Genomic DNA, 13,533 nt, shown 5'->3' on the forward strand with positions numbered 1-13,533 from the left:
CCGATGCATCGCCTGACAGTTGATTCGTCTGGCGCTCAGCACCTGAGTTCGGTACATGATTGCTGAAGCCATTTGGTTAATCAGACAAATATTGCTGTTTGTATTTAGACGCTTTAGCAAAAAAGGGCAAGGTACTGCCAATGAAAATAATCACTGCAGCCATTTCAATGGTTTCATATTCAATCAGTATAAAAGCGGAAATTAAAAAGGCCAGAGTGAGAGATGAAATGAGAAAAATATGAAAGTAAGGGTGTCTTTTAGAAAATTTCGCATATCCTACAATCATCATAAGCCTCTTCTATCGTCTAAATTACAGAAAATGCATCTTTCAGAGCATTAACCCCTATAGTCAGTTTGAGGTTTTTACGTTTTATTCTCTGAAGTATATGACAGGTTTATTTGGATTTCTGACTTTCTGCTCAACAGGAAAGCCGGAGAGGGGGAGACTTGTTGGTACTGGCTTGCAGGGAAGTGTCTGAGAAAAAATCTGGAAAACGAGAAGGTGTTTATCTGGGTATGACGTTAAGTCTCTGAAGATAAAATCTCCCCCCTCCCAGGATAGGGAGGGGGGGAGATTCAGAGTTATTTCAGATCAAAACGATCAGCGTTCATGACTTTTGTCCAGGCGCTGACAAAGTCGTTAACGAACTTCTCCTGTCCATCACTGCCGCCATACACTTCCGAGATAGCGCGCAGTTGTGAATTGGCGCCGAAGACCAGATCCACGCGGGTTGCCGTCCATTTCACCTGATCTGTTTTCCTGTCACGGCCTTCGAACTCATCAGCCGCTTCCGAGGTAGGTTGCCACTCGGTGTTCATATCCAGCAGATTGACAAAGAAGTCGTTGGTCAGTACGCCCGGTTTGTCGGTGAGAACACCGTGTTTCGAACCTCCGAAGTTGGCATTCAGGGCGCGCATACCGCCGAGCAGCACTGTCATTTCCGGTGCAGTCAGGGTGAGTAGTTGGGCACGGTCCAGCAGCATTTCTTCGGCAGAAACCGTGTATTTGGTTTTCATATAATTACGGAAACCATCAGCAACAGGTTCGAGCACGTCGAACGATTCTGCATCTGTCTGATCGTCGGTGGCGTCGGTACGGCCCGGTGAAAAAGGTACATTCACGCTGAAGCCTGCATCTTTTGCGGCTTTCTCAACCGCGGCCACACCACCAAGAACAATCAAATCAGCCAGTGACACGGCTTTGTTACCGGATTGCGCTGAATTGAAGTCTTTTTGAATGCCTTCAAAAGTGCTCAGTACTTTTTTCAATTGTCCGGGTTGGTTCACTTCCCAGTTATTCTGTGGTGCCAGGCGGATACGGGCGCCATTTGCCCCACCGCGGCAGTCAGAACCACGGAACGTCGCGGCTGACGACCAGGCAGTGTACACCAGCTCTGTCACGCTTAAGCCAGAGTTGAGAATGGTTTGCTTCAGTGCAGCAATATCACTGTCATTGATCAGATCGTGATCGACGGCTGGCACCGGATCTTGCCAAATCAGATCTTCTGCCGGTACTTCAGGACCAAGATAGCGCGCTTTGGGGCCCATATCACGGTGAGTCAGTTTGAACCATGCCCGGGCAAAGGCATCGGCAAATTCTTCAGGATTGGCGCGGAAGTGTTCTGAAATCTTGCGATATTCAGGATCTTCACGCATCGACATATCCGCCGTTGTCATCATGATATTGACGCGTTTAGAAGCATCTTCCGGATCGGGCGCCTGGTTTTTATCCGTAACGTTTTTCACTTTCCATTGGTTGGCACCGGCCGGGCTTTTGGTCAGTTCCCACTCATTACCCAGCAGCATTTCGAAATAGGTGTTGTCCCACTTGGTCGGGGTCGGCGTCCAGGCACCTTCCAGTCCACTGGTGATTGAGTCGCGGCCTTTACCGCTGCCGTGGGCGTTTTTCCAGCCAAGGCCCATTTGCTCGATAGGCGCCGCTTCCGGATCAGGGCCAACCAGCGCTGCATCACCGGCACCATGACATTTACCAAAGGTGTGTCCACCTGCCGTCAGCGCGACGGTTTCATAATCGTTCATCGCCATTCGGGCGAAGGTTTCGCGAACATCGCGGCCGGATCCCAACGGGTCAGGGTTGCCGTCTGGTCCTTCCGGATTAACGTAAATCAGGCCCATCTGCACAGCGGCCAGCGGGTTTTCCAAATCACGTTCGCCGCTGTAACGTTTGTTATCGAGCCAGACGTCTTCAGTACCCCAGTAGATATCTTCTTCTGGCTCCCAGATATCGGCACGTCCGCCGCCAAAACCAAAGGTCTTGAACCCCATGGATTCAAGGGCAACGTTGCCGGTAAGGATAAAGAGATCGGCCCAGGAGAGTTTGTTGCCGTATTTTTGTTTCACCGGCCACAGCAGACGGCGGGCTTTATCCAGGTTGCCGTTATCCGGCCAGCTGTTCAATGGCGCGAAACGCTGATTCCCGGTGGATGCGCCGCCACGGCCGTCGCCGGTACGGTAGGTGCCCGCTGCGTGCCAGGCCATACGTATCATGAGCGGGCCATAGTGCCCGTAGTCAGCTGGCCACCAGTCCTGAGAGTCGGTCAGCACATTCTCAATATCTTGTTTAACGGCTTTGAGGTCGAGTTTTTTGAATTCTTCGGCGTAGTTGAAATCTTCACCCAGAGGGTTTGACTTTTTGTCGTTCTGATGGAGGATTTTGAGGTTCAGCTGATTGGGCCACCAATCTTCGTTTCTGGTCCCTGCGCCGCGAAGGTTGGTATTGCTGCCATGCATTACTGGGCATCCACCCGTAGTGGTACCTTTGCCGTTGCTCATACATTGCTCCTTGAGAATTAGTGTAGGGTGTAGGTCTGTCTCAGTTACACACTTCAATATAGACCGACTGGCAATCGAATAAAGACGTTTTTATCAATGACTACAATCGGTTTTTTCAATAGAGTGCAGAGGATGGTGCCAAGTGAGGGGGACCATCCTATGGCGCAGGTAATCCGTGCTGTTGGTTATCTAAGGATATGAGTGGTGGAAAATTTCCCGGTAACGTGACGCTGTCATATGTTCATCGACGTGTCAGATAACCAAAGCCGGCGGCAGAGTCATCAAGCTATTTATGTTGCTGTGCCAGATGTTGATGAATGATCTCTGCCAGACGTCGAATGGCATCTGTGTGCCTTTCATCCAGTTCAAAAGAAGTATTCAGCCGGAGGCAGTGGTTAAATTGCTTGCCGGGCGAAAACATCTTACCCGGTGCGATCGTAATGTTTTCTGCCAGCGCCTGCGTGTAAATGGCCATGGTGTCTGAGGTAGCGGGTAATCGCAGCCAGACAAAATAACTGCCTTGCGCAGGCTCAATGTCGACAGCATGGGAAAGCGTTTGTGTAAGTAGCCTGCACATGGCTCTTTTACGTTTGTCTAAGGTTCGTCTCAGCTGTCTCAGGTGGTGCTCGTAGTTCCGGGTACTGAGGTAATCAACCAGTGCGAGCTGAATTGGTACGCTGGTGGTCAGGGTACTCATCAGTTGAAGCTTTTGAATGTCTGTGGCCCGTTTTCCGGCGGCCACCCAGCCGATTCTGAAACCGGCGACCAATGATTTGGAAAAGGATGAACACAGCATCACATCTCCGCTGTCATCAAAGGCTTTGGCCGGAAGGGGTTGCTCATTCCCGGCGTAGAGTTCGCTGTAAACATCATCTTCAATGAGCGCAACCTGATACTTTTTCAGCAGTGATATTAACTGCCGCTTTTTTTGCGCCGTCAGTGTGAACCCGAGCGGGTTTTGGTGATTGGTCATCAGCCAGCAGGCCTTGACCGGATGAGACTGGAGCGCTCGTTCAAGCGAATCAAGATCAATGCCGGTCCTGGGATCTGTTCTGACAGACAGCGCTTTCAGCCCGAAACGCTCCAGCGACTGAAGCGCACCATAAAATGTCGGAGATTCCACCACCACCCAGTCGCCGGGGCGGGTCACTGCCTGCAGGCTCAGATTCAGCGCTTCGAGCGCACCAGCGGTGATCACAATTTCATCCGGGACAATACGGATACCTTTGGCAGCGTAACGCTGCGCAATCATGGTACGCAGTGTGTCATTGCCCGGTGGTAGGTTGTCCAGTGCATTGGAAACCGGCAGGTTTCGGGCGGCATGCATCAGGGATTTATTCACCTGATGTCGTGGATACAGGTTGGGATCCGGGTAGGCAAAAGCAAAGTTGACCATATAGGGCTTTCTGCTGGCTTGCAGCACATCGAATATGAAACTGTTGATATCGACCGCCTCGGCTGTTTCGACTGCAGCGTTGTGAGGCAGGGGGCTGATCCGAATATTTTCGGTCACGGTATAACCGGAACGGGGATGCGCGAGCAGCCAGCCCTGAGATTCCAGTTGCTGATAAGCATGCATGACGGTCATCAGACTCATGCCAGAGTGCGCTGCCTGCTGGCGGAGTGAGGGCATTTTTTCACCGGCACGCCAGATACCCGATTCAATTTGATGGCGGATTTGAGACGCCAACTGTTCATATTTCGCCAATCTTAGCCTCAGATCCCGTGGCTGAATTTACTGAAAATATAACAATTTTTTAATAAAACTGTTATAGGTTTTAAGTTTGGTTCTGTATCTTTTTTTTCAGTCAGGTTCTTTCAATATAAGCGTACTTTTCAATGTCTCAATAGGAAGCTTATGTTTGGACTTGATGCGTTCATGCTCGCGCGAATTCAGTTTGCATTTACCGTTTCTTTTCACATCATTTTTCCAGCCATCACCATTGGGTTGGCCAGCTATCTCGCGGTACTGGAAGGTCTTTGGTTGAAAACCCGTCAGGAAGATTACAAAACGCTGTACCACTTCTGGTCAAAAATTTTTGCTGTGAACTTCGGTATGGGTGTGGTTTCCGGGTTAGTCATGGCTTACCAGTTTGGCACAAACTGGAGTGGTTTTTCTGAGTTTGCCGGCAGTATTACCGGGCCGTTACTGACCTACGAGGTGCTGACCGCATTTTTCCTCGAAGCCGGCTTTCTGGGCGTGATGCTGTTTGGCTGGAAGCGTGTAGGGGATAATTTGCACTTCTTTGCGACCTGCATGGTGGCGCTCGGCACTATTATTTCAACGTTCTGGATTCTGGCGTCGAACAGCTGGATGCATACGCCGCAGGGCCATGAAATCATTGACGGACAAGTGGTTCCCGTTGACTGGTTTGCGGTGATCTTTAACCCGTCATTTCCGTATCGGTTGATGCATATGGGCGTGGCAGCTTTTCTCAGCTGTGCGCTGTTTGTCGGTGCGTCAGCGGCATGGCATCTGCTGAAGGGCAATCAGAGCAGTGCGGTGCGGACTATGTTTTCTATGTCGATGTGGATGCTGGTGTTGGTAGCGCCCATTCAGGCATTTATCGGCGATTTACATGGACTCAATACCCTGAAGTATCAGCCAGCCAAAATCGCAGCGATTGAAGGACACTGGGATAACAGCACCGGAGAACCGACGCCGCTGATTCTGTTCGGCTGGCCGAACATGGAGGCAGAGCGCACCGATTATGCGATTGAGATCCCTGCCATGGCGAGCCTGATTCTCAAGCACAGCCTGACCGAGCCCATTCCGGCGTTAAAGGATTTTCCGGCAGATGAACGTCCGTACTCGCCACTGATCTTCTGGTCATTTCGCATCATGGTGGCTTTGGGGTTGCTGATGATTGGGCAGGGACTGGTCAGTGTGTGGTTGCGCAAGAAAAACAGGCTGTATCAGCATAAAGGATTCCTGACGTTTTCTCTCTGGATGGGGCCTGCCGGGCTGATTGCCATTCTGGCGGGCTGGATCACCACGGAAGTAGGGCGTCAGCCTTGGGTGGTTCACGGGCTGCTGAGAACGGATGCCGCCGTGTCTTCCCATGGCGACTTGCATATGAGTATCAGCCTGATGACGTTCTTTGTGGTGTACAGCCTGGTATTTGGATTTGGTTATTACTACATGGTCCATCAGATTCAGAAAGGGCCGCAGCCGGGTGAGGAAGAGGTTGCCCATGATTTGCCGACAGTGTCCGGTCGGATTTAATTCCTGAATGTTTGAATGATTAAGAAGGAGAAACACAGCGATGGGTGTGGATTTATCGATACTGTGGTTTGGCATTATTGTGTTTGCCACGCTGATGTATATCACTATGGATGGCTTTGATCTGGGGATCGGTATTTTGATGCCTCTGGTCAAAAGTGATGAACAAAAAGATGTCATGGTGAATTCAGTGGCGCCAGTCTGGGATGGCAATGAAACCTGGCTGGTATTGGGTGGAGCCAGCTTATTAGGAGCTTTTCCACTGGCTTATGCGGTGATTATTGATGCCCTGACAATCCCATTAACTGTCATGCTGATTGCGCTTATTTTCAGAGGGGTGGCGTTTGAGTTCCGCTTTAAAGCATTGCCTTCACATCTGGGATTCTGGGATAAAGCCTTTATGGCAGGTTCGCTGGTGGCTACCTTCTGTCAGGGGGTTGTGGTTGGTGCCGTCGTAGAAGGGTTTCCGGTTGAGGGCAGGCAGTTTGCAGGGGGGGGATTCGACTGGCTGGCACCGTTTCCGCTGTTTTGCGGTCTGGGACTGGTGATTGCCTACGCATTACTGGGATGTACCTGGCTGACCATGAAAACAGAAGGAGAGTTACAAGCAACGATGTACCGGCTGGCACCAAAACTGCTGTTGCAACTGTTGGCCGTCATTGGGGTTGTCAGTGTGTGGACTCCCTTGGCGCACCCGGATATTGCTGCGCGATGGTTCAGTTTGCCGAATTTAATCTATTTTGCCCCTGTGCCGATTCTGACTGCGTTTCTGGCTACACTGTTAGTCACATCAGTGAAAAAACGCCTTGAGGTTCAGCCGTTTGTGGTTTCTCTGGGGATCATTTTTCTGGGGTTCAGCGGGCTGGGTATCAGCTTATGGCCGAATATTATTCCACCGGACGTGTCAATCTGGCAGGCAGCATCTCCGCCCCAAAGTCAGGGATTTATGCTGGTCGGTGCCTTGTTCATTATTCCCTTCATTCTGCTGTATACCTTTTGGAGCTACACAGTGTTCAGCGGCAAAGTGGATCCGCAGGAAAGCTATCACTGACAGGAGCAAAGAGGAAAATGATGACAGATACGGTGAAACAATACGGTTGGCTGGTGCTGATCTGGAGCATGAGTGTGGCAGCTTTAACCGCTATCTCCTGGCTGTTTCGTGCGCTGATGACAGCTGCAGGTTTAACCGTGTAAGCGAATCACAGCTCGAATAACCAAAAAATCCGATGACGCGTCGTCATCGGATTTATTTTCACTGAAAAATCAGGCTTTCTTCAGTTTTTTCTTCAGTTTTTTAAGTTTGCCTTCGTGCTTGGCAACTTTTGCTTTGCGCACTTTAATTTCTTTCTTCAGTTTCTTTGCTTTTTTGGACACTTTTGCCATTTTCATTCTCCGGTTTAAATAACGTTTGAGGAAAAATGGCTGACATGAAAGGAACTGCTTTCACCTAACCTATCAACCTGGCCACATGCATGTGATAAGCCGCTGGTCACTGAGGATGCGAATTTTCTTTCACAAACTGACGGATGAAACGTCGCACTTCACGTGCGGCGCTGGTATCCATTTCTTCGCATAAAACAACAAAGGCGTCACGCTCCTCACCATTAATTCTGATGATTAACTGGCTGTCTTTCTTCGTTGCTTTGGATTTCTTGCGACTAACCATGCCGGCTCACTATTACACGCACATATACAATGTATATACACGCGATAGTGTTTTAGCAAATCAGTGATCTGAAATCTGCGCTGACGCAGGAATATTACATATGTTTCATTTAATTGCCGCCTACACATTGACAATCCAGTCAGGCGGAAGGGCCTGTTGGTGTATTTCCCAACCCGATCAGGAGTGATAATGAATACTTACTTTGTGATGAAGGACGGTCATCAATACTCGGCGAGTGAAAAAGTCAGCGATGATGAGCTTAACCTTCAGTTTGAAGCATGCAAAGCGGCTTCTGTGACCCTTGTGTCAGATACCGTTGTTGCCGAATCTGAGGAAAAAGCCATCAGGCAGGTAAAATCGATCGCTTATCAAACAACAGCCATCGCGTTGGTGGGGTTAATCAACACCTTATGTATGTTGTTTGTGGCAGAGAGCGCGGTAAACCTTGTGATCATGATGGTTGCCATTGTATGTATGCTCGGGGTATCCGGCAAAGCCCGGGATCTTGAAAGTGAAGCGTTGAAAGCATTACGCAAAGCGTCGAAATGATCACTAAGCAACGCAAGAGATAACAATGATATTAACAATAATAGCGCTGTGTCTGGTGACATCATATTTTTATTGCAATAAAGATGATGTCGTTTATTTTGATGCATTGCTTTCTTTGCTACTGGTTGTTTTTTATATTACGGCTTATATTTATTTTTCTGCTCACTTTCCCCCGCATATCAAACGCGCAGGCTTTATTTTTGAACTACTGCCTGCATCATCGCTTTGCGCCATTTTATTTCCTGACTGGAATACCCGTTTCTCACAAGACGTGACTGTCAGGTTGGGATGGGCAGGTTTGTTATTGTCATGCATTATGTTGGCATCACTGGTTAATTATATTGGCTGAAAGGTTGTCTGCGTTCAGCGATTGCTTTTGGTTGCGGTAAACAGCGATAAGATACTTTCACTCAGCAGAGCTAGGGATTTATTCATCGTCTGGATGTCAGTCATTGCCGGTTACATGAGTTTTAACAAGAGCAAGACATGATGTGGCTTATTGTCTTTATACTGGTAGCCATAATAAAGCGTATCAATTGGAGATAAGAATGAATAAAGCGTATGTATTCGTTTCAATGGCGGCAGCCTCTTTGCTGTTTGGGTGTGTGAGTCAGCCAGCGAGCGAACCGGTTGGATCCGCAAACCCGGCTGCCGTGTATTGTGTTCAGAAGGGTGGCAAGCTGGACATGGTGACAGAAGATGGCAAGCGAGTGACTTACTGTATTCTGTCTGACGGACGTCGCGTTGAGCAATGGCAATATTTCCGTGATAACCATCCTCAGGTTTCAGAAGCAGAAGCAATGTAAACTTGAATCAGGGCCACGTGATTAGCGTGGCTTTTTTTATCTGCGCTGATCCCTTCAGGTTCGTTTACGTAAGTAAATGTAAATGTGCCACTTTCACGGGAAATTTTTCTGCAGATCAGCGTCTAAAGTGCTTATTAGGAAGTAATAAGGATAATGTTATGTCAGTTCTGGATAATGCTCAGCGCTATGGTGTGATAAGCCGGTTTTTACATTGGGGGGTGGCATTATTACTGCTCTGGCAGTTTATGACCGCAGCTACACACGCATTGCTTGAAGATTCGTGGCTGGATGAGCTGATGTGGGCAACGCATAAGCCGCTGGGTTTTCTGCTGCTAATCATCATTACTTTACGCCTTGTGTGGACGGTGCTTAATGTGTCGCGCCGGCCCGCTTCAATCAGCCGACTCGCTGCACTGGGTCATAAAGCCTTATATGCACTGATGATAGTCATTCCTACTCTGGCACTGATCAGACAGTATGGTTCTGGCCGTGCCTTTTCGCCTTTCGGAATTCCCCTAATGGACGGGTTTGAAAGCGCAAAAATTGAGTGGATGGTTGGGCTGGGCAATCTGCTGCACGGAGAGCTGGCCTGGCTGCTTTTAGCCTTCACGCTTGGACACATTGTGATGGCGTTCTGGCATCGTATCCGTAAAAGCCATCAGGATGTACTGGCGCGCATGTGGCGTTAACGGACTGTTTATGAAATCAGTTGCTTTGTTGTACAATCATTCTCATACCAAATACCTGTGGAGAGAATGATGTCAGCACCTATTTTGGAAAACACAGAGCAGCTCGGAGCCATTAATCAGAAAGTCGTCGCAGACGGGGAAAACCTGCCTGCGGTGACACTCAAAGATGGCAGCAAGGTACAGACCGGAACCGTCGCGACTATGCTGCATAACATTGAGCTTTATAATGCGGGTCAGCGGGGAATCATCGAGAAAGAGCTGGAGCTGGCAATCCCTACATTGATAAAAGTCGGATTATTTGATCTCTTTAGTCCTGATGAGTGGGTTAACGGAGCAAACCCGGGTCGCCGCTTCGTCGGTTTAAAAGCCAAGCAATACCTGGCTGGCTAAAAGGCGAGAAAAGTAACGATTTGACATTTGAGTAAAGAAAAGACAAAGCAAGCATTCTGCCCGGCAACATTGTCCCTTGCTAAACTTAAGTTAAGAATAGGCAATGATTCCGGGCGGCTCCATGCACGAATACCTTCAGCTCGACCCCCATTACGACATATATTTTCTGTCTGATCCACACGGACAGTATGCGCTGCTGCAAGATGTTCTGAAGGAGGTGGGGTTTCGTTACCCGCTTGATGGTGAAGTGCGAGACAGATTGTTTATTCTGGGCGATATGATAGATCGAGGCCCGGAATCACTGGCGTTATTGAAAGCCGTGCAGAATTGCCCGGCCATTTATGCCATTCAGGGCAACCATGAACAAATGGCGCTGAACGCGATGAAAGATAATGCCGATAGATCTTTATGGATCATGAATGGCGGCCGCTGGCATCAAGATGTTGCTATTGCTGATGTCAGAAAAATGCTGGATTTCGCGGCGGGCTTACCCCTTTGTTATACCCTGCAAATTAACGGCCACCGAATTGGCCTTGTCCACGCAGCCGTACCTGCGCCTTATGACTGGCAACAGTTCACACAGTGCTGTAACGAGCAGACTCTGAGCAAAGAAGAGCAGCATCATTCTGTCTGGGATCGGGCTATTTTCACCCATGATGAACACAGTGTTGTCGCTCATATTGACGCGGTGTTGATGGGGCACAACATAGTGTCTGGGCTGAAACCTAAAGTCAGTGGTAACCGGGTGTATATTGATGGCGGCATGTCAATGGGAGACAGAGGGCTGTTACTGAAATACCGCCGGGGAGGTGAAGTGCTGGAACTGTTTCAGGCCTATTCTTTCCTGCGGGAACAATCGACCGATGGCTTACTGTGGATTTAACATGCACGATCGTTCAACTCAGCGAGCGAAATATGGCGTCAGTTTTCACAAAAATGGTCAAATTCACTGAGCCGGAATATTGGTGAAGAGAGAGTGAATCATGTTGAGATGCTCCGGTGCTTTGGGGGGATTATGGCAGGTGACAATTTACCTTCAAAAATGTGTCTTCATTGTCATAGGCCGTTTAGCTGGCGCAAGAAATGGGCACGTTGCTGGGAAGAGGTGAAATACTGTTCTGAGCGCTGTCGTCGCAATAAACGCAAGCAGAAAATTACCAATCAATGACAGTGCCGTCGTAAGCCAGAAACTGGCCGGTCTGAGCAGGTGTCAGCGATTGAATGATAGTTATCAGGTCATTGGCTACACGGTGTGAAGTGAACAGTTTACCTGCAGGCACATTGTGCTGGAATGGTTTAGACAGTGGTGTATCAGTCGTGCCGGGATGGAGTGCGACGACACAACTTTTGGGTATTGTGCGTTGCCATTCAATACTAATCGATTTAACTGCCATATTGAGTGCAGCTTTGGCACAGCGGTAGCTGTACCAGCCGCCCAGCCGGTTATCGCTGATACTGCCAACCCGGGCTGATAAGACAGCCAGCCGAGGAGAAGGGCTGTGTTTGAATGCGTTGGTGAAATGCTTCGCCAGTAATAATGTCGGTAAGGTATTAACGCGAATCATCTCCTCAAAGGCCGCGGCTTCAAATTGTTGCAGATTCTTTTCGGGTTTAATGGTTGCCGAGTGTAATTTGCCTGCCGTATTAATGATCCAGTCTACTCGCTCCAACTTGCGGGCGAGCTCGGAGACGTCTTTTTCGTCAGTGATGTCGGCACGGTGCCATTGGACGGGGCAAGAAAGCACTGGCGGTGGTGTGCTATGCCAAACAGCATGGACATTCACTGAGTCAAGCTGGCTGAGTCTTTCTACCATCGCATGACCAATGCCGCCGGTTCCGCCTGTGACTAAGATATCCATAACCGCTTTCCTTCACTGGTTGTTATATCGTTTGGTGATGATTGTTGCCTGACAGCGCAAGAGACAGAACGGGGCGCTGAGGGAGAAAGACGAACCTTTATTTTTCGAGCAGCGCACAATGGATTTTATAATCTTCAATCACCTGTTCACTGTATTGCTGGCAGGCGGTGATTAACGCGTCCTCGTTACCGGGCAGGCTTTCGACCATGAAATGTTCGAAACGCACTGAGCGCCTGTCGCCGCGCGAATGGGCCAGCGCCAATGCCTCGCCACAGGCAGAGGCGTATTGGCAAAAGGCAGTGCAGGGATCTTTGTCATTTAAAACCAGATCTTCGGGTTTGACCGACAAACGAGCATGATGCCGTGAGCGAACCAGCCAGTGTTTATCCCGCCAGATAACCTCATCAAGCAATAAATCCGGTTGTCGCTGCATGAACCGCTGGCAGTCAGCGGTCAGATGAGCCGGATTGAGCGAGTTGACAGGATTGATATCAGGGAAAGCGAATATGGGGGCAGCCTGGCGTTGTTGTTTCACTTCCACAATATGGCACAGGGGCAAGTCGTCTATACTTCTGACGTCATTTGGGCCAACCAGAAAATAATAACGCCCGACATTGTTCGAGCCAGTTCCGGCATCAAGGCGGATCACAATATCCAGTATCTCATCATCCAGATACGGCCGGAATGTTGTTTCCGCCTCCTCATACTCAGTCGTCTCGATTCGCTGGTATTTTAACGGCTTGTCAGCAAAACGCAGCCTGCCACTTTCAAAAGTGGTGGATTTGGCTAACTGGCTTTTGCTCAGAAAATCCTTCCCGCCAGCAGCTCGCTTCATGGCTTTGCGACAATATTTATCAAGTACATGATCATCATCGAATTTTTTCAGGACATTGTATCTGGCATTGTTGTCCTCGATGACATGCTGCAGTGTTTTTAAGTAAGCCGACAGAAATGCCCCACAGGCCTGGTGGATGTCGTCCTTATTGACGGCGTTTAAATCGTCGTCGATAGCCAGCTCGTCTGTGAGATAGCGTCCTTCCAGTAACCCGCAGCCGAAATCGCTGGCCAGTGCCAGACTGGTCAGGTAGCGGGCCAGATCCCAGACACCATACCCGACACAGGCATCATCAAAATCGTTAGGAGAGAAGATAACCTGATCGCTTTGTGATCCTTCTTCGGTCAGAAAGCCAAAGTTAGTCAGGTGGCAGTCACCCATGATGAAAGTCTGGCCGGGTTTGGCCAGCAATAAGTCGGGCAGTACCAACATCCCCTGAGCAAGATCGGCATAAAACAGCTGTGCTGTGCCGCGAAAGAACTGGAACGGGCTCCAGGCCATTTTCTGGTGTTTGTTGAGCGCCATCGCGGCGTTGGGGGCGACGCCGTCAATAAGACAGATTTGTTGGCACAGAAACTCGCGTCGGGTTGTCATAATCATCTTCTGGTTTGGTGGCTATACCCTTACCAGTATTGTTGATGATCAAAAGAAATCTAGCTAAAGGGGGCAGGTTTGTACTCAATAAGCAGATGCCGGTTGCATTTTGCTGTGTTGAGACTGGGT

At 49.3% G+C, this 13,533-nt stretch carries 16 protein-coding genes; 10 read left to right on the plus strand and 6 right to left on the minus strand.

Annotated features, from left to right (window positions below; genetic code table 11):
- Nucleotides 1–76 precede the first annotated feature (76 nt).
- The 3 genes from D6M16_RS03025 to D6M16_RS03035 all read right to left on the minus strand — a co-directional run bounded on the left by D6M16_RS03025 (nucleotide 77) and on the right by D6M16_RS03035 (nucleotide 4,501).
- Complete coding sequence (locus D6M16_RS03025) at nucleotides 77–289, minus strand: hypothetical protein (RefSeq protein WP_120510511.1); 213 nt, start codon at nucleotides 287–289, stop codon at nucleotides 77–79.
- Between the two features lie 293 nt (nucleotides 290–582).
- A complete protein-coding gene (gene katG, locus D6M16_RS03030; protein ID WP_120510512.1) occupies nucleotides 583–2,793 on the minus strand; it encodes a catalase/peroxidase HPI in 2,211 nt (736 codons plus the stop codon).
- Between the two features lie 286 nt (nucleotides 2,794–3,079).
- A complete protein-coding gene (locus D6M16_RS03035) occupies nucleotides 3,080–4,501 on the minus strand; it encodes an aminotransferase-like domain-containing protein (protein WP_120510513.1) in 1,422 nt (473 codons plus the stop codon).
- 150 nt (nucleotides 4,502–4,651) lie between these two features.
- On the opposite strand from D6M16_RS03035, the gene D6M16_RS03040 reads away from it, so the two are divergent.
- From D6M16_RS03040 to D6M16_RS03050, 3 genes are read left to right on the plus strand one after another with little or no spacing between them, the layout of a single operon-like run.
- A complete protein-coding gene (locus D6M16_RS03040; RefSeq protein ID WP_120510514.1) occupies nucleotides 4,652–6,019 on the plus strand; it encodes a cytochrome ubiquinol oxidase subunit I in 1,368 nt (455 codons plus the stop codon).
- Between the two features lie 40 nt (nucleotides 6,020–6,059).
- On the plus strand, nucleotides 6,060–7,067 hold the full coding sequence (gene cydB / locus D6M16_RS03045; protein WP_120510515.1) for a cytochrome d ubiquinol oxidase subunit II: 1,008 nt from the start codon (nucleotides 6,060–6,062) through the stop codon (nucleotides 7,065–7,067).
- 17 nt (nucleotides 7,068–7,084) lie between these two features.
- Complete coding sequence (locus D6M16_RS03050; RefSeq protein ID WP_120510516.1) at nucleotides 7,085–7,210, plus strand: DUF2474 domain-containing protein; 126 nt, start codon at nucleotides 7,085–7,087, stop codon at nucleotides 7,208–7,210.
- 295 nt (nucleotides 7,211–7,505) lie between these two features.
- Here the strand turns inward: D6M16_RS03050 and D6M16_RS22140 are convergent, their stop codons facing one another.
- Nucleotides 7,506–7,682 (minus strand): hypothetical protein, encoded by a 177-nt coding sequence (locus D6M16_RS22140; RefSeq protein WP_162940906.1) that lies wholly within the window; start codon nucleotides 7,680–7,682, stop codon nucleotides 7,506–7,508.
- A 189-nt stretch (nucleotides 7,683–7,871) separates the two neighbouring features.
- Here D6M16_RS22140 and D6M16_RS03055 point away from each other — a divergent pair, with 189 nt between their 5' ends.
- The 7 genes from D6M16_RS03055 (at nucleotide 7,872) to D6M16_RS03085 (ending at nucleotide 11,284) form a co-directional block, all read left to right on the plus strand.
- Nucleotides 7,872–8,231: a hypothetical protein gene (locus D6M16_RS03055; protein WP_120510517.1), complete on the plus strand. Its 360-nt coding sequence runs from the start codon at nucleotides 7,872–7,874 to the stop codon at nucleotides 8,229–8,231.
- Between the two features lie 25 nt (nucleotides 8,232–8,256).
- Nucleotides 8,257–8,580: a hypothetical protein gene (locus D6M16_RS03060; RefSeq protein ID WP_120510518.1), complete on the plus strand. Its 324-nt coding sequence runs from the start codon at nucleotides 8,257–8,259 to the stop codon at nucleotides 8,578–8,580.
- Nucleotides 8,581–8,779: 199 nt separating this feature from the next.
- Nucleotides 8,780–9,037 (plus strand): putative hemolysin, encoded by a 258-nt coding sequence (locus tag D6M16_RS03065; protein WP_120510519.1) that lies wholly within the window; start codon nucleotides 8,780–8,782, stop codon nucleotides 9,035–9,037.
- Between the two features lie 158 nt (nucleotides 9,038–9,195).
- Nucleotides 9,196–9,726: a cytochrome b gene (locus D6M16_RS03070; protein WP_120510520.1), complete on the plus strand. Its 531-nt coding sequence runs from the start codon at nucleotides 9,196–9,198 to the stop codon at nucleotides 9,724–9,726.
- Nucleotides 9,727–9,795: 69 nt separating this feature from the next.
- Entirely contained in the window at nucleotides 9,796–10,116 is a 321-nt protein-coding gene (locus D6M16_RS03075) for a DUF7709 family protein (protein WP_120510521.1), read from the plus strand.
- Between the two features lie 121 nt (nucleotides 10,117–10,237).
- Nucleotides 10,238–10,999, plus strand: coding sequence for a metallophosphoesterase (locus D6M16_RS03080; RefSeq protein WP_162940907.1), 762 nt, complete (start codon nucleotides 10,238–10,240; stop codon nucleotides 10,997–10,999).
- A 132-nt stretch (nucleotides 11,000–11,131) separates the two neighbouring features.
- Nucleotides 11,132–11,284, plus strand: coding sequence for a DUF2256 domain-containing protein (locus D6M16_RS03085; RefSeq protein ID WP_120511849.1), 153 nt, complete (start codon nucleotides 11,132–11,134; stop codon nucleotides 11,282–11,284).
- Here D6M16_RS03085 and D6M16_RS03090 read toward each other — a convergent pair.
- The gene (locus D6M16_RS03090; protein ID WP_120510523.1) at nucleotides 11,271–11,975 is read right to left on the minus strand and encodes an SDR family NAD(P)-dependent oxidoreductase; all 705 of its coding nucleotides are present in this window, start codon (nucleotides 11,973–11,975) and stop codon (nucleotides 11,271–11,273) included. The two genes, D6M16_RS03085 and D6M16_RS03090, sit on opposite strands and share 14 nt — an antisense overlap.
- A 97-nt stretch (nucleotides 11,976–12,072) precedes the next feature.
- Complete coding sequence (locus D6M16_RS03095; RefSeq protein ID WP_120510524.1) at nucleotides 12,073–13,404, minus strand: DUF2252 family protein; 1,332 nt, start codon at nucleotides 13,402–13,404, stop codon at nucleotides 12,073–12,075.
- Nucleotides 13,405–13,533: the final 129 nt, after the last annotated feature.

Source organism: Photobacterium salinisoli (assembly GCF_003614885.1).
Lineage (GTDB): Bacteria > Pseudomonadota > Gammaproteobacteria > Enterobacterales > Vibrionaceae > Photobacterium > Photobacterium salinisoli.